Genomic DNA, 17,154 nt, shown 5'->3' with positions numbered 1-17,154 from the left:
CCACCATGGTTGCCCAAATTGTCGAACAACTGATAAACGGACTCACACTGGGAATGGTGTACGTTCTCTTGGCCGCCGGACTCTCGGTTATTTTCGGCGTGATGGACGTCATCAACTTCTCACACGGAGAACTATTCGCACTGGGTGCGTACTTCGCGTTAAGCATCATCGCGCCGCTGGGGAGCGGCATCGGGTTCTGGGTAGCACTGCTCGCCGCCCCACTCATCGTTGGCGTCATCGGTGCCGGAATCGAGCGGGTCACTATTCGGCCGCTATACGGTCGTAATCCGCTCTACCACATTCTGCTAACGTTCGGGCTCGTCCTCATCATCAACGACCTCATCAAATTGATCTGGGGAACCGAACAGCAACAACTAGTCGTGCCAGACTATCTCACCCAGTCAGTCAGTATCTTCTCGATTCAGCTCTCGCTGTATAACTACTTCATTATCGCATTTGCGGGGGTGCTCGCAGCCAGCACTTGGCTCCTGCTCAACCGGACGAAGTACGGGATGATCATTCGGGCCGGCTCACAGGACCGCCAGATGGTCCGCAACGTCGGCATCGACATTGACCGCTACTACACGCTCGTGTTCGGATTCGGTGCCGCGCTCGCAGCAGTCGCCGGCATCGTTCTCGGTGGCTACCAGAGCGTCTCCACGGGCATGGGAAATAGTGTCATTATCCCCGCGTTCGTCGTCGTCGTCTTGGGCGGCCTCGGGAGCTTCCGCGGTGCGGTCTTCGGTGGGCTCCTCGTTGGCGTCGTCCAGACAATGATGCGCGTCTATAACGGCGCGACGCTCTTCGAACTCGGTGGGTTTGCGCTGACGATTCCCAACCTACAGGGGCTAACGGTGTTCCTGCTCATGATTGGGGTGTTACTCGTTAAGCCACAGGGACTATTCGGGACTCGAGGCGACGAATCTGAGAGCGGGGAGGGTGAGATTCTCGTTGGGTCGAGTGGTGGGTTACTCAGCGACTCAACGAGAACCAAACTCGGTCTAGTGTTCATTGCGGCGATGATCGTCTTACCAATCTTGCTGTTGTTCACCGGCAGTCGCTACTACGTGCTCGTAATGAACAATATTCTCATCTGGGCGATCTTCGCGTTGAGCCTTGATGTGGTGATGGGCTATGCAGGGCTAGTCCCGCTTGGCCACACGATGTTCTACGGTGTCGGTGCGTACACCTCCGCGCTTGTGATGTTGCACTTCACCTCATCGTTCGTCGTAGCGATCGTCGCTGCGATTTTCATCTGTGCGGTCATCGCTTGGATTGTCGGGAGCCTCTCTATTCGAGTGTCGGGTGTGTACTTTGCGATGATCACGCTCGCGTTCGCCGAATTGTTCTACAACGCGGTGTTCCGATTGGGATTCACGGGAGGCAGCGACGGCCTGCTTGGATTTGAACCGACGATGGGTATCGCCGGACTCGGCGTCCCTCTCTCGGAGATCAGTTTTGTGTTCATGGGCTACGAGATCGATCAACAGATTATTTTCTACTACATTGGACTACTACTCGCCGTGCTGGCGTTCCTGTTCGCGCGGCGTATTATGAACGCCCCATTTGGCAGTGTAATCCAGTCAATCCGAGAGAGTGAGGAGCGCGCGGAGTTCATCGGCTATAACACGGTCAAGTACAAGCGCCGTGCCTTCGTTATCAGCGGCGGGATCGCTGGATTGGCCGGTGGGCTCCTTGCGGCGAGTCCATCAACCTTTGTCATCTCACCTGACCAGACCCTTGCCTGGATTCACTCCGGTGAGGTAATTGTTATCGCTCTGTTGGGTGGAATGGGAACGCTCTTCGGCCCGATGCTCGGCGCCGGTGCGTTCTTCGGCGCTGAAGAAATACTCTCGCAGTACACCGAACAGTGGCGGATGATAATCGGCATCATCTTTGTGTTGTTCGTTATTTACGTTCCACGTGGTCTCGTCTCGGTCCCGTCGCTGGTCGTCCAGCGACTTGATCGGTTCGGGGAAGGCGGCAAACCCGGTATTGGTATCGACGAATCGGAGGTTCAATCAGATGACTGAGGCAGTACTGGAAACCGACGGGTTGACGAAACGCTTTGGCGAGCTCACCGCCGTCGACGACATCTCGTTATCAGTCGAAGACGGAGAGTTCCGCAGCGTCATCGGCCCAAATGGCGCCGGTAAGACAACAACGTTCAACCTAATTACCGGTGCGCTGAAGCCCAGTGACGGGGCCGTGCTGTTCAAAGGCGAGGATATCACCACCATGTCCCCGCACGATCGCGTTCGACGCGGCCTCGGTCGATCGTTCCAAATAACGAACGTCTTCGGCGGTCTTACCGTCCGTGAAAACGTACGGGTCGCGGCACAGTCTGTGTACGACGATGATATCGGTCCCGTGTCAGCAATGTTCCGTGACAAGAACAGCTTCGACGGTATCACCGAGCAGACAGCGGAGGTACTGGAGCAGATCGGGCTTCAGCACCGAGGCGAGGAGAAGGCCGAAACGCTTGCATACGGCGATCAGCGTCGCCTCGAGATCGGGCTGGTCCTCGCAACTGACCCCGACATAGTCATGCTCGACGAACCCACGGCGGGAATGAGCAGCGAGGAAACGCAGTCGACGATGGACCTCATCAGCGAAGTGCTTGCGGACCAGTCGCTGATGCTCATCGAACACGACATTGACCTCGTTATGCGCGTCTCTGACAAAATCACCGTGTTGACGCGTGGACAAGAACTCGCCACCGGGACACCGGAGGAGGTAGCGAACAATGAAGACGTTCGCGACGCGTATCTAGGGGGTGCACGAGAATGAGTGACAAGCTTCTTTCGATGGAAAACGTACAGGCAGGGTACGGCCTGACGCAGGTGTTACAGGGTGTAAACCTCGACGTAGAGCAGGGGAGCGTCGTCTCACTAGTCGGACGCAACGGCGTCGGTAAGACGACAACGCTGCGTTCTGTCATCGGTAACATCTCACCAACCGGCGGGACCATCACGTTCGACGGCAAAGATATCACATCGATGAGTACGGAACAGACGATTCAGAGCGGCATCGCGTTTGTTCCCGAAGAACGACGCATCTTCTCGGAACTCACCGTTCGTGAGAACATCGAGATGGGGCGGCTCGGTGTGGATGCCAGCGACGGCCCGTCCGTCGACCAAATCCTCGACATGTTCGAGAATCTCAAAGAACGCGAGAACAGCCACGGGTCAGTTCTCTCGGGCGGGGAACAACAGATGCTCGCCATTGGGCGAGCACTGACCGCAGACCCTGATCTTCTCTTGCTCGACGAACCTACGGAGGGGCTTGCACCCTACGTTGTCAGACAAATAGAGGAGATAATCCGGGACCTACACGATCAGGGGATGACGATTCTCGTGGTCGAGCAGAACATTCCCATCGCGCTCGACGTCTCCGACTACACATACATCTTGGAAAAAGGGGAAATTGTCCACGAAGGGATCGCTGCGGACGTGCGAGAAGACCAGGAAGTACTCGACAAACACCTTGGCGTCGGGATGGCAGACTGAGCGCGGTCCCTTTTAATTGCATCAGACGGCCAAATAGCGGTGGAAACCAGCAGAGTAGCGATACATACTTTACACTAGTCTCTAAATAGTGTTATATGAAAGAACTGCTATTAGGTATCGACCAGAACGTTGACCGAGCGGTCAAACAAGCGGAAACAGTTCTCGATCTCTTCGAGGCTGACAACATTCACGTCTACTTGCTGCACGACTTTGGCGAGAATCCTGAAGGGGCCTCAGTCGTTCAAGTCACTTCAGTAAAGCGTGCGAAGGAACTCTTCGAGGAAGCCAACGTTCCGGTCGACCTCCGTGAAGGCAGTGGGGACCCGGCAGAGTCTATCATCCAACACGCTGAGGAACTGGACGCTGACGCTATTTGTATTGCAGGTCGGAAGCGTTCACCGGCTGGAAAGATGCTGTTTGGGAGCGTCTCTCAGTCTGTGATTCTGAATGCTGACCGCCCGGTCCTGACCTGTAGCACGCCTCATGAGTTAGAGTAGGAACTGTTTCTAATACGAGTTCGTTCACACTGGTAAATCCTTTGCACGCGGCCGCCCATCGCGATTATCGTCTTTTAAGTCTCGAACGATTCGGACTCATTGGTGAGATAGGTTCACGCGGAGTTCGCCGGTGACTCCTCGAATAAGATCCGCATAATCTCTCTTGATGCGATCGTCCAAGCGGTCGACAGGGCTCGAGATACTGATCGCTCCATAGATATTCCCAGAGGTGTCGGTGAGCGGCGCACCAACCCCTGTGACACCATTTAAGAAGTACTCCGTGCCGTATGCAACCCCTTCTTCCTGTATCTCTCGCAACTCTGTTTCCAAGTCTGCGCGGGTCCGACCATCGGCAAGGGGGAAACTGTAATTGTCGAGAATCGCCTCAAGACGCTCTGTTGGGAGCACAGAGAGAATGGACATTCCACCAGCCAGTTCGTAAAGTTCGGATTGCTGCCCGATCCGCGAGTTCGTTCGAATAGCACGCTTCCCTAATGAGTTTGCAAGGAACACTGCCTTGTCATTTTCTTCAACTATCCACCAAGCCTTCTCGCTAGTCTCCTCTGCGATCTCGTCCAATTTCGGAACGACCTCGTCGTACATTGCCTGCGCCTCCCGAATGTCCATACCGATGTCTAGAAATCGGAGACTGAGACGGTATTGCCGGTTGGAATTCTGTACCACGTATCCCCTGTCTCTGAGGGTCGATAGATGGGCGTGGACGGTACTTTTCGGCATCCCCAACTTCGTGGCGAGGGCCGTAACGCTCGCTGTTGTCTCAGATTTGAGCGATTCAACGATATCCAGCATTCGCTCGTCTGATCTAATTGTATTTTTTGTTGGCATACCACTCTGTGGGGACAAATTAACATAAAATTATTCACTGTGAGTGAACAATCTCTGCGAGATAGCGGCGTCCTACTTTTAAAGAGGTCTGCTCCGGTAACGAATTTTCGACTATTACATTAGATAAAATTTGAAATAAAATTAGCTCTCTCCAGCTTTTCTGTCTTCTGCTCTGTTGAATCCGATGACTGCACGGGGATCACGATCTCTGAAGAGGCGATTATCTCACGCTTCGTCATCGAGGAGTTGGATCGCTCCGCCCAGTGACCTTGGTCCTCACTCTCTCTGTCAAGATTCCATCTCTGAATTCACTCGACAGCGCTCCAGAACCGAGTACAGAGTGACCCGATCCCACCGCCTTCTGCGGATTCAACAGAGCAGTGCAGAGAGGATGTCAAGGCGTGGCAGCCGGTGTGTCGTCAGCCTCTGGATCGAACGGGAGGTTGATCAAGAGTTCGTCGAACCAGACGACCGGGCGCTTACTCTGACCGTTTTCCTCAAAGAAGATGATACCCAACTGGGCGAGGCGGCTGAGTTCCTCGTGGACGTTCTTCACGTCCCGGTCAACGACCCGTGCGGTTTCGTTGATGCTGGCTGGCTCTTCCCTGCGGATAGCTTCGATGAGATCGAGGACACGCGGCGTCAGCGTCTCCATAAGATCGTCGTAACTGGTGAACGAGAGCGTCGGTGTGAAATCCACCGCGTCGCCTCGTTTGAGCGCCTCGATCCCGTCGGTGATGTCGCCGTGGAACTCACTGGACGAGTTCACGGTTACGACGAGAGTTGATTCGGCCCGAAGCTGTTCACGCTCCATCGGGTGCAGCGGCGGCGTGGTGTCGTTCATGGGTATCACCGTGGTGAGATGGCCTCACTTGACCTCGAGCTCGGACTTCGGGATTTCGCTCCAGAACCGCTTCCAGAGTTCGACCATTCCGGGAAACGTGATGCTATCTGGGTGAGAGTCTGGTGCGACGTGCAGTTCGTGCCCTTTGGTGTCCTCGTGCGAGTTGTCGTACCGACGAATCGTCCCATCATCAAGCGTGCGGGGCGGGTCCGGCTCCGTCGCGCCTTGACATCCTCTCCGCCCTGAAGGGCGAAGATTCCCACGGCCCCGCACCGCTGGGTTGGGGTGTTTATGATTTGTAGCTGTCCCGATGACGGCTACTGGCTGTGCCAATCAGCCGTTACTCCTATCCCGGCATGGGATTCAGAGGTACTTCTTATTGTACCCGAACACTACAACAGAAAGGGGTACTTTCTGTGTGTGTGGTCGGGAATCCCGATATTGTCCGATTAAGTGGGCGGATGGACCGCCTCGAATGATTATTAATACGACGACCACTCAGTTAAAACACCCGGCCAGAAGTTCGTGGTTGCTGTAGAGAATTGTCGGATTCATCCCCGCGCTGAAGCGCGAGGCTTTCTCCTTGATTCTCCTTAGATTCTCTGGAGTGAGAGGCGACACCCGAGTCGGCGATGAAGCTCGAGATCTGACTCTATCTGGCTAAACTATCACTTTTAGATACAGTATTTATTCTTTAGAGGTGGGGTATTGATTAGCACCGGACCACCGTTCATTGGTGGGGCTCAGAAAGCTGATCTACAGTTGACAGACGGTGCGAATCTGCATCAGTAGGTTAGCGGGTCGATCGAAGTTGTAGATCCTGATGGCGAGAAGGCCATTGATACCTCGTTCGACGTCTCCCTTGCCCGAATCACACGGTGAATGTAATATCGTCATATGCGCAGACGTGTGACTACCATCGGTGAGTACAAAGTTGACTTGGAGCTCGCGAATACCGTGATATCAGGGATCTCACGGCTGATCAGCGATTTCCGATTACTAGTATTGAAGGGGAACTTGTCGCTATCTCTATTGACTCAAGCGATCAAAATGAACTGATCGCGCTTCGAGTCAGAGAGTCGTTCTCAGATCTTGGGCAGACAAGCGAGATCGGCTAACCGGTATCAAAGAATTTTACGAGTGTTCGTTTGGCAGCGTGCTGCCAACCCATGTCAGCAACAAACAAGACAGTAATATAAAAATAATTATGATTATATTAACACACCAGCTTTATTATCTATTTTGACGGCGGTCGACGACGCGCCGACCCGGCGGTATCGAATGCGGAGGCGACACGGCCTCGGCTACACTGACCGCCCCCCGACCCACGTTCCACGTCCTCACTCGGTCCCGAGTTTCGCTCGCGTGTACGGTTTGAGGCCGCCGCTGTCGACGAGCGACTGGAGGAACTCCGGCAGCGGGTCGGCGTCGTACCGCTCGTCGGCGGTGTGGTTGATCACGGCGCCCTCGTCGAGTCGGAAACTGATCTCGTCGCCGTCGTCGATCCGGTCAGCGTCAGGACAGATCAACACGGGCAGCCCAAGGTTGATTCCGTTCCGGAAGAAGATCCGGGCGAACGACTGCGCGACAATGCCGTCGACGCCGGAGCCCAAAAGCGAGAGAGGTGCGTGTTCGCGCGAGGAGCCGCTGCCGAAGTTGTGCCCGCCCACGACAAAGTCGCCGTCGGCGACGTTCGGCGCGAACTCCGGCCGGAGGTCGTTGAAGACGTTCTCGCCGAGTTCGGCTGGGTCGCTGGAGACCAGGAATCGCGACGGGATGATCTGGTCGGTGTCGATGTTGTCCCCGAACGTCCACGCCCGACCGGGTTCGGTCGTGTCGATGTCGCGGTCGGCGTCGCTCATGCGCCCACCCCATCGAGGACGTAGTCGTCGTACCGGTTCAATTCGACCTCCCGCGGGTCAGTTATCTCGCCGTACAGCGCCGACGCGCCGACGGTGGCGGGGCTCGCGAGGTACACCTCGCTCTCCATCGACCCCTCGCGGCCGGGGAAGTTGCGGTTCGCGGTGGCGAGACAGACGTCGCCGTCGCCTAAGACGCCCTGATGCGTGCCGAAACAGGAGCCGCACCCGGCACTCTGGACGATGGCGCCGGCGTCCACGAATGTCTCCATGACGCCGGTGTGCATCATCTGTTTGTACACGGATTTCGAGGCCGGAACGACGACCATCCGCGTGTTCGGGGCAAGCCGCTCGCCCTCGATGATGTCCGCGACGATCCGGATGTCTTCGTACCGGCCGTTCGTACACGTCCCGACGAACAACTGGTCAATCTCCGTGCCGACGACCTCGTTGACGGGGACCGCGTTCTCCGGGTTTGACGGCGTCGACACCTGCGGCGAGAGCGACTCGGCCCGGTAGGTGTGGACCGCCTCGTAGTCGGCGTCGTCGTCTGGCTGCGTGTACGCCGGTATCTCGGGGCGCTCCCCGGTCTGCGCCTCGAGGAAGTCGACGGTCCGCTCGTCGGGCGCGACGATGCCGGCCTTCCCGCCCATCTCGATCGCCATGTTCGAGAGGACGAGCCGCTCGTGGATCGGCATCGACTCGACTGCCGAGCCGCCGTACTCAGCGGTCATGTACGTACAGCCGTCGAACCCCACGTCACCGATGAACTTCAGGATGAGGTCCTTCGCGTACACCCCGTCGGGGAGGTCACCCTCAACCTCGAACCGGAGCGTCTCCGGCACCCGGAACCACAGCTCGCCGGTCGCGAGCGTCGTCCCGAGGTCGGTAGAGCCGACGCCGGTGCCGAAGCCCCCGACGCCACCGAAGGTGGTCGAGTGCGAGTCCGCGCCGATCACCAGGTCGCCGGGCGAGACGAATCCCTCCTCGACGAGTACCTGGTGACAGATCCCGTCGCCGACCTCGTACTGCTGGGCACCGTACTCGTCCGCGAACTCCCGAACGATGTTGTGGTTGTTCGCGGCCTTGACGCCATCGGCCGGCGCGTGGTGGTCGATGGTGATGACGGTGTTGTCCGGGTCGACGAGTTCGGGGTCATCGCCCGTCACGTCCTCGAAGACCTCGAAGGTCAGCGGCCCCGTCACGTCGTGGGTCATCATCACGTCGACCGCGGCCTCCACGTAGTCGCCGGCGCGTACTTTCGTCCCCGATTTCTCCGACAGCAGCTTTTCCGAGATGGTTTTTCCGGTCATGTGTTGTCCTCCGCGACGGTCGCTAACACGCGGTCGACGGTTCCGCCCATCAGGACGTGGCTCGTCGCCCCTATGTCGAGTCGGTCAGCGACCTCGTGAGCGACCGACTCAACGCGCTCGAAGTCCGCACTCGTTTCGAGACCCATTCTACTTACCAGTTGGACGAGGTCCTCTGTCGGCGTGTTGCCGACGCCGGAGAGCCCGTCCGGCAGGACGACTCCTCCGCCGAGCCCGCAGTGCGACGCGTCGAACCGGTCGACACCGCACTGCATCGCGACGAGGGTGTTCGCGAGGCTCATCCCGTTCGTGTCGTGGAGGTGTAACCCCGCGTCCAGGTCCGGGTGGCGGTCGAACACCGCCGTGTACATCTCCTCGATCTCGACCGGGTCGGCGAGCCCCATCGTCGTCGCCAGCGTTACCTCGTCGACGCCGGCATCGACGACGCGGTCGACGACCGCTAGCGTGTCCTCCATGGGAATCCGCCCCTCGTACGGGCAGTAGAAGCTGGTTCCCATCCCGGCTTCGACCTCGATGCCCGTCCCCTCGGCCATCGCGACGATCTCCTCGACGCCTTCGAGAATCTCCTCGACGGTCATATTCTGGTTGTGTTCGCTATACGTTTCGCTGACCGTCACAAGGGCGTTGACTTTGTCGACACCGGCGTCGATCGCTCGCTCCATCCCGACCGCGTTCGGGACCAGCGCGCGGTAGGTCACGTCGTCATAGCGCTCGATGCGCTTTGCGACCTCGTCTGCGTCCCGCAGTGTCGGGACCGCCTTTGGATGCGTGAAGGAGGTGATCTCGATTTCGTCGACCCCGGTCTTCGAGAGTTCGTCGATAATCTCGACTTTCTCGTCGGTTGGAACGAACTCGTCGAGCCGCTGGAACCCGTCTCGCGGGAGCATCTCGACTAAGGTCACGTCCTCGGGGTACTCGATCATATGACGTCCTCCGCGTCGAGCTCCGCGAGCGTTTCCTCGTCGTACGACAGCCGCTCGCCGTACACCGCCTCGTTGTGCGCGCCGAGCGGCGGCCCGAGGTGCGAGATCGAACCGGGCGTCTCGGAGAGGCGCGGGACTGTGTTCTGGACCGCGCCGGTGCCAATCTCGTCATCCGGGATCTCGACGACCGCGTCGCGGGCCTGGTAATGCTCGTCTTCAATGATGTCGGCCACGTTGTAGATCGGCGCGATAGTCGCCTCGTACTCCTCGAACCGGTCGATGACCTCCTCGCGGGTATGGTCGTCCATCCAGTCTTGGATGGCCGCGTCGAGCTCCTCAACATTCTCCAATCGCTTCTCGTTGTCGGCGAATCGGGGGTCGTCTTTTAATTCCGGCCGCTCGATGGCGTCGAACACCCGCATCGCGATTGGCTGTGCGCTCGCCGAGATAGCAACCGCCCGGCCGTCGCTCGTCTGGTAGACGTTCCGCGGCGCGGACGACGTAGAGCGATTCCCCGACCGCTCTTCGATCTCGTCGAGCTGCTGGTAGCGGAGCGGCTGCGGCCCGATGAGCGAGAAGATCGGTTCGATGAGGCTCGTGTCGATGTACTGCCCGGAGCCGCCGTTCGCGTCGCGGTTGTACAGCGCGAACGCGACCGCCATCGTCGAGAACATCGCCGCGATGCCGTCCGCTAACCCGGTCGGCGGAAGCAGCGGCTCCCGGTCGGGGTAGCCGTTGAGGAACGCGAACCCGGACATCGCCTCCGCGAGCGTGCCGAATCCGGGACGGTCGCTGTACGGCCCCGTCTGCCCGAACCCGCTCAGCCGGAGCATCACGAGGCCGGGGTTGAGCTCGGAGAGGTGGTCGTAGCCGAGGTCCCATCGTTCGAGGGTGCCCGGTCGGAAGTTCTCGATGAGCGCGTCCGCGTCAGCGACCAGATCCTCGAAGACGACCTTGCCTTCCTCAGTGGAGATATCGAGCGTCACCGACTGCTTGTTGCGCCCGAGATACTTCCACCAGAGTCCGACGCCCTCCTTCTGCGGCCCGAAGTGGCGCAGGTGGTCGCCGGTCGCCGGGTGTTCGACCTTGATCACGTCGGCGCCGAAGTCCGCGAGCAGACGCCCGACCGTCCCGATCGAGATCATCGAGCCGGCCTCGATCACGGTGACGCCATCGAGCGGGCCTGCGGGGGCGTTGGTCTGTTCGTCGTCTGCGACGTCGTCTACACCGCCGTCTGTAGCCGCGTCGCGGCTCATCGTCGCCTTGTGCGTGTCTCGGCGGCGCCGTGTGCGGCGCGCGCCGGTCGGTTCGTCGTCGGTGGGGTGCTGTGTCGTGTCATGTGCGTGTGTCCGTGTTCTTGGGTGGTGGGTTGCCCGCGCTCGATCCCGACGTGGAGCGGGCGACAGCGATTGGAGCGAGAGCGGTTAGATCGGGCGGTCGATGTGGGTCCCGTGTCCGCGCTCGCCGACTACCTCGCCGTTTTCGTAAGCGACCTGTCCGCGGACGACCGTATGGGTCGGCCACCCGGTCACGTCGCGTCCCTCGTATGGGGAGTAGTCCGCGCCGCTTTGGAGCAGTTCGGGGGTCACCGTCTTCGTCTCGTCGAGGTCGACGATAACGATGTCGGCGTCGGTTCCGACCTGAATTGAGCCCTTCTTCGGATATATATTGAACGCTTTGGCGGTGTTCGTCGACGTCACCTCGACCGCGCGCTCCAGCGAGATGCGTCCCTCGTGGACGCCCTCGGAGAGCATGAGGGGGAGCAGCGTCGCCGACGATGGGAAGCCGGGGAGGCTGTCCGGCACGTCGTCACCGATCTTGTCGTCGCGCAGGTTCGCGCAGTGGTCAGTGCCGATACAGGAGATGGTCCCGTCCGCGACGCGTTCCCACAGCGTCTCCTGATTCTCGGCCGACCGCACCGGCGGGTTGACGTTGTGGCGTTCGTCACACTCCTCGGTCGTGAGACACAGGTAGTGGGTACAGGTCTCGCCGGTGATCTCCCAGCCAGCGTCGTGTAGCATCGCCAGCTCGTCCGCGGTCCGGCCGGCAGAGATGTGGACCGCGTAGAAGCTGTCGTCGTAGCCGTGTTGCCGGGCCAGCGATCCGCTCGCAGTCATGCTCTGTGCCTCCGCATAGTCCGGGAACTGGTCGACCAACACATCGTAGCCGCGGTACTCTTGATCGTCGTCGACGACGGAGTCGAGGTACGGGTTGTCCCCGCGGGCGCTCGTGATCTCCATGTTCTCAGAGTGGTGACCGAGCGTCGTGGGCGCGTCCTGGGCGGCGAGTTCCTGGATGAACGCGTCCGCCCAGTCGTCGTGCATCTCCGAGTCGGTGCCGAACTTCTCGGGCGCGACATCCTTGTAGTTCTTATACCATTTAAACGACGTAATCCCCAGCTCCTCGACGATATACGGGATCTCCTCGATATGTTCAAACGAGAGCAGCCCTAACGAGAAAAAGTAGTCGTGGTAATAGTTCGGCTCTGACTCGGCGAAGTAGCCGTCCATGATCTCCTCGTAGGAGCCACCCCGTCGGAAGTAGTTCCCGATGGTCGTGACGCCGCCGACAAGATCGGAGCGCGACTCCGTCTCGGCGTCGGCATCGAGGCCGCGATAGATCCCGTGGTGGGTGTGCGGGTCGATGGCGCCTGGGAGGACGTGTTTCCCTGTGGCGTCTATCTCCCGGTCGCCGGAGAGAGTCCCCGGGCTCGCGATGGCCGAGATTGTCTCCCCGTCGGCGGCCACGTCCGCCTCGAAGACGCCGAGTTCGGGCGTGACGACTGTACCGTTCGCGACGACGAGGTCGTGGTCGGTCATGCGTCGATCCCCTCCACCCACGATTCCACCTCGTCGCGTTCGAGCACCTCAGCGTACTTCATCCACAGGTCCATCAGGGCGATCTTGTGGCTCGCCTCGATCCGGTCGAACAGACACTCCTGTGGCAAGACCACGTTGAACCCGTTCTGTTGGGCGTCAATCGCGGTCGCGCGGACGCACCCGCTCGTGGAGTTGCCGACGATGATCACGGAGTCGTGCCCGTCCCGGACCAGCCGCGAGAGCAGGTCGGTCCCGTAGAAGGCGGAGGCGTACGACTTGTTTATCACTGTCTCGCCCTCCTCCGGCGCGACGGCCTCAACGATGTCGAGGTCCTCGTGATTGGGGTCGTCGTAGCTCGACGGGACGACTCGAGTGTACGTGACGGGAACGCCCCGCTCGCGAGCGAACGCCAGGAACGGCTCGATGTGGTCGATCGCGTTCCACGCGATCTCGCCCATCGCGGTGCGATACTCGTCGACGGCGTCGAGGATCGGCTCGTCGGCCCCGACGACGAGTCGCTGCATGTCGATAACTAGGACCATCGGATTCGTGCCCATCCCGCGGGACTCCCACGAGGACGCGCCTTCCTGGTCGTACCCGGCCGCGGAGATGACCTGCTTGTCGCGCTCGGTGAGCAGGTCCTCCCAGATGCGTTTAGTCATGTGAACAAGTGGCAGTATGTCGAGCAGTCTGATAATTCTGTGGGTGGGTGGAGGCGGGACTGCAGGTCGGCGGCTACCGCGAGGGCGCGAACGCCGCCAACGTCCGTTCGACCCACTCCCTGTCGCTCCCGGCGGGCGCGCGGACGATCGGAAGGTCGACGCCGATGTCGCGGAGGTGAGCCAACTGCGCGCGCGCCTCTGTCGGCGTCCCGACGACCGCGAGGTGGTCGAGAAGCTCGTCAGCGACCGCGTCGGCGCCAGCTTCGAGCGAGGGGGCCGCACGGACCGCGTCGACGACCTCTTCGTACCCCGCCTGTTCAGCGGCGCGATCGTAGTACCCCGGAATGTCGCGCAGGTAGTAGGCGATGTGTTCGGCCGCGGCCTGCCGTGCGCGCGCTTGGTCCTCGTTGACCGCGGTCAGCACGTACATCGCCACGTCGATTTCTTCCGAATCCTTGTCCGCGCGGGCCGCGCCGTCGGCGAGCCACGTCAGCGCCTCCTCAAACTGCGAGTCCGGGTAGAGGTTCGGCACCCAGCCGTCGGCGAACTGCCCGGTGAGGCGGACGTTTGCCGACCCCAACGCGCCGTTATAAATGGGGATGGACGCGCGTTCCGGCTCGAACGCCTCCCAGAACGCGGTCCGAGACGGCGAGAAGAACTCGCCGTCGAACCCCTCCGGGTCGCCGCGCAGATACCGGCGCACCAGCTCGATGTACTCGTCCATCCGGGGCAGCGGGCGGTCGAAGTCGGCTCCGTGGAACCCCTCAACGACGCCGGGATGCGCCACGCCGAGCCCAAGGATTGCCCGCCCGGCCGAGTGCGCGTCGAGGGTCGCCGCCGCCTGCGCGATGGCGGCTGGGGTGCGCGAGAATACGTTGACGATGCCGGTCGCGAGGCCGATTCGGTCGGTGTGGACCGCCCAGCGTTCGAGTTTCCCGAACGCCGACTTCCCCTGGCCCTCCGCGGCCCACGCGTTCTCGTAGCCGAGTTCTTCCGCGCGGACGACGAGATCGGGCTCGTCGCGCAAGGCAAAGAGGACGCCGATGCGTTCAGTCGTGTCCGCGTCGCTCACGGCTCGACTACCCCCTCGACCGCGAGGTCGTTGTACACGTCGAGCCGGGCGATCGCACCCTCGTCGACTTCGTACACGTCGACGTACCGCACCTCCTCGAAGGGCTCGCCGTCGTTATCGACGCCGTAGAGCGTCCCCTGGCTGACGACACGGTTCCCGGCGACGGTCCAGCGACCGAACGCTTTGCCGGCGCGCTCGTACCGCGGTTCAAGAAAGGCGAGGAACGAGGCCGCGGCTTCGGGCCCTGAGAACCGAGCGCCGGGGACCGTGATCACGGCGTCGTCGGCAAACAGCTCGCCAACGGACTCGCGTTCGTCCGGGTCGGCCATCCGCTCGAAGAACTCCTCAACCGTCTCGCGTGGCGTTCGGGCCATGGTCATCATACACACCCAAAGAAATATAAATGAAATCATCATGAATCTAACTGCCGGTCAGCGGTCGTCCACGTGGGTCGCCAGCGGCGCGGACTCAGGGGAAACGCGGTAGGCACACGAACGGCGACACCCCGCAGACCGGTAGATTTACGCGACATGGTTTCGAGTACCATGGTATGGAGTCGCCCGATTTGGAGCCGCAGCAGCGGACGTTAGACGACGCGAGCGCGGAGGTCGTCTCGGCCAACGAGGTCGAGTTCAATGTCGAGACCGACGTGCTGGTCGCTGGGGCCGGCGGATGCGGGCTCACGGCGACGCTCGCGGCCTGCGAAGCGGAGGACCTGACGGTCACGCTCTTAGAGAAGAGCGCCGAGGTCGGTGGCAACGCCGCGCTGTCGACGGGGATGATTCCCGCGGCCGGCACTCGCTTCCAGCGCGAGGCGGGGATCAAAGAAGAGCCGGCCGACATGGCCCGAGACATCTTGGAGAAAAACAGCCACGAGGCCGACGCGGAGTTGGTCGAGCACCTCTGTGAGAGCAGCGTCGACCTAGTCCACTGGCTCGTGGACGACTGGGATATCTCGTTGCATCTTGTTGACGATTTTAAGTACCCGAAACACTCCGAGTATCGGATGCACGCGCCGCCGGGACGCAACGGCGAGAACCTCGTCGCCGAGATGCGCGACCGGATCGAAGCGCGGGAGAACACGGAGTTGCTGACGGACACGCCGGTGACGAAGCTGGTCGCGAGGGACGGCGCCGTCGAGGGCGTTGTCGCTGGCGCGGTCCGCGAGGAGGCGATCCAGGCGGACAAGGTGATACTCGCCACCGACGGCTTCGCGGGGAACCGGGAGATGGTGCGCGCGCACTGCGAGGACGACATCGCCGACGCGCTCTACTACGGCTCCGACGGCAACACCGGGGATGGGATCCGCTGGGGCGCCGAACTCGGCGGCGCCCTCGCGTCGATGGACGCATTTCAGGGGCACGCGACCGTCGTCAGCGGGACGGGCGCGCTGTCGACGTACGCCGTCGTGATGAACGGCGGCGTCCTCGTCAACGCCGACGGCGAGCGCTTCGGGAACGAGTCGAAGGGGTACTCGCAGTTCGCGGTCGACGTGGTCCGTCAGGAGGGCGGCGTCGCCTACGAGATCTTCGACGAGCGCATCTTCGAGCGTCTGCAGGGCGAATTCGACGATTTCGACCGGGCCGTCGACCTCGGCTCGTACACGAGCGCCGACACCGTTGAAACCCTCGCCGCCGAACTCGGCTGTGAACCGAAGGCGACCCGCGAGGCGGTCGAGTCGTACAACGCGGCCGTTGAGGCGGGCGAGCCGGACGAGGTCGGCCGCGAGGACGGGCGACACGTCCTCTCGGCTCCCTTTTATGGAACTGAGGTGACCGGCTCGCTGTTCCACACGCAGGGAGGGCTCGTCGTCGACGAGCACGCGCGGGTGCTCCGTGAGGACGGGTCGACCGTCGACGATCTTTACGCCGGCGGCGGCACCGCGACGGGCATTAGCGGCCACGGGGCAGCCGGCTACCTCTCCGGGAACGGGCTCACAACCGCGATGGGATTCGGCCGGCTGGCCGGCGTGCACGCCGCCCGGTCGCTCAGCGAGCAATCGTGACGACGAGAGAGACGGCCTCGGAGCCCTCGTTCGCTGGCGACACCGTGCTTATCACCGGCACGGCTCGGGGTATCGGTCGTGCCTGCGCGGTCCGCTTCGCCGAGCGCGGCGCGACGGTGGTCGGCGGCGACCGCCTCGACCAGTCGGAGACCGTCGGGGCCTGTGCGGAGCTTACAGGGGATTTCGAGCCGGTAGACGCCGACGTGACTGACCCCGCGGCGGTCGCGGCGTTAGTCGAGCGCGCGGCGGACACCGGGCGCATCGACGTGGTCGTCAACGTGGCCGGGATCGTCGCCCGCGAGCCGATCGAGACCCACGACGGCGAGCCGTGGGCACGCTCGATGGACGTCAACCTCACCGCGCCGTTCCGGATCGTCCGCGAGGCCACGCCGCACCTGCGCGAAACCAGCGGCGCGATCGTCAACGTCTCGTCGATCTACGGGCAGATCGGGGCGGCCGAGCGCGCGGGCTACGCATCGACGAAGGCCGGACTAGATGGGTTGACGCGGGCGCTTGCCGCCGAACTGGGTACGGACGGCATCCGCGCCAACGCCGTCGCGCCGGGGTTCATTGAGACCCCGATGACCGCGCCGTACGCCGAAGACGACGCGGCGCGCGAGCGGTTCCGCGGGCTCGCGGCGCTTGACCGGCTCGGCGAGCCGACGGAGGTCGCGAGCGTCGTCACCTTCCTCGCGGGCGACACGGCCTCGTTCGTCACGGGTGAGACGGTCCTCGTCGACGGCGGGCGGGCGACTGTGGAGTGAGCGGGACACGCCGGCCGGAGTTT

17 protein-coding genes are annotated in these 17,154 nt (G+C 61.5%); 6 read left to right on the top strand and 11 right to left on the bottom strand.

Annotated elements, in window-relative coordinates:
- The first annotated feature begins 5 nt into the window (after positions 1–5).
- The 4 genes from DVK06_RS14925 (at position 6) to DVK06_RS14910 (ending at position 4,006) form a co-directional block, all read left to right on the top strand.
- Positions 6–2,033, top strand: coding sequence for an ABC transporter permease (locus DVK06_RS14925; RefSeq protein WP_094520144.1), 2,028 nt, complete (start codon positions 6–8; stop codon positions 2,031–2,033).
- Complete coding sequence (locus tag DVK06_RS14920) at positions 2,026–2,790, top strand: ABC transporter ATP-binding protein (RefSeq protein ID WP_094520143.1); 765 nt, start codon at positions 2,026–2,028, stop codon at positions 2,788–2,790. Before DVK06_RS14925 ends, DVK06_RS14920 begins: the two co-directional genes overlap by 8 nt.
- Complete coding sequence (locus DVK06_RS14915; RefSeq protein WP_094520142.1) at positions 2,787–3,509, top strand: ABC transporter ATP-binding protein; 723 nt, start codon at positions 2,787–2,789, stop codon at positions 3,507–3,509. The genes DVK06_RS14920 and DVK06_RS14915 overlap by 4 nt, the downstream gene beginning before the upstream one ends.
- Before the next feature lie 95 nt (positions 3,510–3,604).
- A complete protein-coding gene (locus DVK06_RS14910; RefSeq protein WP_121600872.1) occupies positions 3,605–4,006 on the top strand; it encodes a universal stress protein in 402 nt (133 codons plus the stop codon).
- 96 nt (positions 4,007–4,102) lie between these two features.
- On the opposite strand, the gene DVK06_RS14905 is transcribed toward DVK06_RS14910, so the two are convergent.
- From DVK06_RS14905 to DVK06_RS14850, 11 genes are all read right to left on the bottom strand, one after another.
- Positions 4,103–4,852: an IclR family transcriptional regulator gene (locus tag DVK06_RS14905; protein WP_199718710.1), complete on the bottom strand. Its 750-nt coding sequence runs from the start codon at positions 4,850–4,852 to the stop codon at positions 4,103–4,105.
- Positions 4,853–5,246: 394 nt separating this feature from the next.
- Positions 5,247–5,696: a hypothetical protein gene (locus tag DVK06_RS14900; RefSeq protein WP_233561757.1), complete on the bottom strand. Its 450-nt coding sequence runs from the start codon at positions 5,694–5,696 to the stop codon at positions 5,247–5,249.
- Between the two features lie 24 nt (positions 5,697–5,720).
- On the bottom strand, positions 5,721–5,969 hold the full coding sequence (locus DVK06_RS19370; protein ID WP_394345525.1) for a DUF6516 family protein: 249 nt from the start codon (positions 5,967–5,969) through the stop codon (positions 5,721–5,723).
- Positions 5,970–7,036: 1,067 nt separating this feature from the next.
- Positions 7,037–7,558: a 3-isopropylmalate dehydratase small subunit gene (locus DVK06_RS14885; RefSeq protein WP_121600870.1), complete on the bottom strand. Its 522-nt coding sequence runs from the start codon at positions 7,556–7,558 to the stop codon at positions 7,037–7,039.
- Entirely contained in the window at positions 7,555–8,868 is a 1,314-nt protein-coding gene (locus DVK06_RS14880; RefSeq protein ID WP_121600869.1) for a 3-isopropylmalate dehydratase large subunit, read from the bottom strand. The genes DVK06_RS14885 and DVK06_RS14880 overlap by 4 nt, the downstream gene beginning before the upstream one ends.
- Positions 8,865–9,809 (bottom strand): hydroxymethylglutaryl-CoA lyase, encoded by a 945-nt coding sequence (locus DVK06_RS14875; RefSeq protein WP_121600868.1) that lies wholly within the window; start codon positions 9,807–9,809, stop codon positions 8,865–8,867. Before DVK06_RS14875 ends, DVK06_RS14880 begins: the two co-directional genes overlap by 4 nt.
- Positions 9,806–11,065, bottom strand: a complete 1,260-nt coding sequence (locus DVK06_RS14870; protein WP_121600867.1) for a CaiB/BaiF CoA-transferase family protein — start codon at positions 11,063–11,065, stop codon at positions 9,806–9,808. Before DVK06_RS14870 ends, DVK06_RS14875 begins: the two co-directional genes overlap by 4 nt.
- Before the next feature lie 168 nt (positions 11,066–11,233).
- Positions 11,234–12,628, bottom strand: coding sequence for a dihydroorotase family protein (locus tag DVK06_RS14865; RefSeq protein WP_121600866.1), 1,395 nt, complete (start codon positions 12,626–12,628; stop codon positions 11,234–11,236).
- Positions 12,625–13,290 carry an isochorismatase family protein gene (locus DVK06_RS14860; RefSeq protein WP_121600865.1) on the bottom strand — a complete coding sequence of 222 codons (666 nt, stop codon included), beginning with the start codon at positions 13,288–13,290 and terminating at the stop codon, positions 12,625–12,627. Before DVK06_RS14860 ends, DVK06_RS14865 begins: the two co-directional genes overlap by 4 nt.
- Positions 13,291–13,363: 73 nt before the next feature.
- Entirely contained in the window at positions 13,364–14,362 is a 999-nt protein-coding gene (locus DVK06_RS14855) for an LLM class flavin-dependent oxidoreductase (RefSeq protein ID WP_121600864.1), read from the bottom strand.
- The gene (locus tag DVK06_RS14850) at positions 14,359–14,736 is read right to left on the bottom strand and encodes a nuclear transport factor 2 family protein (RefSeq protein ID WP_121600863.1); all 378 of its coding nucleotides are present in this window, start codon (positions 14,734–14,736) and stop codon (positions 14,359–14,361) included. Before DVK06_RS14850 ends, DVK06_RS14855 begins: the two co-directional genes overlap by 4 nt.
- A gap of 176 nt (positions 14,737–14,912) precedes the next feature.
- Between DVK06_RS14850 and DVK06_RS14845 the strand changes: the two genes are divergently transcribed.
- Both DVK06_RS14845 and DVK06_RS14840 read left to right on the top strand, forming a co-directional pair.
- Positions 14,913–16,367, top strand: coding sequence for an FAD-binding protein (locus tag DVK06_RS14845; protein WP_199718708.1), 1,455 nt, complete (start codon positions 14,913–14,915; stop codon positions 16,365–16,367).
- Positions 16,364–17,131: an SDR family NAD(P)-dependent oxidoreductase gene (locus tag DVK06_RS14840; RefSeq protein ID WP_121600862.1), complete on the top strand. Its 768-nt coding sequence runs from the start codon at positions 16,364–16,366 to the stop codon at positions 17,129–17,131. Before DVK06_RS14845 ends, DVK06_RS14840 begins: the two co-directional genes overlap by 4 nt.
- Positions 17,132–17,154 lie beyond the last annotated feature (23 nt).

The organism is Halorubrum sp. Atlit-28R (assembly GCF_003665955.1).
Lineage (GTDB): Archaea > Halobacteriota > Halobacteria > Halobacteriales > Haloferacaceae > Halorubrum > Halorubrum tropicale.
Note: the sequence above shows the minus strand (reverse complement) of the source record. Positions and strands in the feature narration are given on the sequence as shown.

Coding starts and splice junctions, on each gene's coding strand:
- DVK06_RS14925 (WP_094520144.1), top strand. CDS start 6: ATGGTTGCCCAAATTGTCGAACAACTGATAAACGGACTCACACTGGGA.
- DVK06_RS14920 (WP_094520143.1), top strand. CDS start 2,026: ATGACTGAGGCAGTACTGGAAACCGACGGGTTGACGAAACGCTTTGGC.
- DVK06_RS14915 (WP_094520142.1), top strand. CDS start 2,787: ATGAGTGACAAGCTTCTTTCGATGGAAAACGTACAGGCAGGGTACGGC.
- DVK06_RS14910 (WP_121600872.1), top strand. CDS start 3,605: ATGAAAGAACTGCTATTAGGTATCGACCAGAACGTTGACCGAGCGGTC.
- DVK06_RS14905 (WP_199718710.1), bottom strand. CDS start 4,852: ATGCCAACAAAAAATACAATTAGATCAGACGAGCGAATGCTGGATATC.
- DVK06_RS14900 (WP_233561757.1), bottom strand. CDS start 5,696: ATGAACGACACCACGCCGCCGCTGCACCCGATGGAGCGTGAACAGCTT.
- DVK06_RS14885 (WP_121600870.1), bottom strand. CDS start 7,558: ATGAGCGACGCCGACCGCGACATCGACACGACCGAACCCGGTCGGGCG.
- DVK06_RS14880 (WP_121600869.1), bottom strand. CDS start 8,868: ATGACCGGAAAAACCATCTCGGAAAAGCTGCTGTCGGAGAAATCGGGG.
- DVK06_RS14875 (WP_121600868.1), bottom strand. CDS start 9,809: ATGATCGAGTACCCCGAGGACGTGACCTTAGTCGAGATGCTCCCGCGA.
- DVK06_RS14870 (WP_121600867.1), bottom strand. CDS start 11,065: ATGAGCCGCGACGCGGCTACAGACGGCGGTGTAGACGACGTCGCAGAC.
- DVK06_RS14865 (WP_121600866.1), bottom strand. CDS start 12,628: ATGACCGACCACGACCTCGTCGTCGCGAACGGTACAGTCGTCACGCCC.
- DVK06_RS14860 (WP_121600865.1), bottom strand. CDS start 13,290: ATGACTAAACGCATCTGGGAGGACCTGCTCACCGAGCGCGACAAGCAG.
- DVK06_RS14850 (WP_121600863.1), bottom strand. CDS start 14,736: ATGGCCCGAACGCCACGCGAGACGGTTGAGGAGTTCTTCGAGCGGATG.
- DVK06_RS14845 (WP_199718708.1), top strand. CDS start 14,913: ATGGAGTCGCCCGATTTGGAGCCGCAGCAGCGGACGTTAGACGACGCG.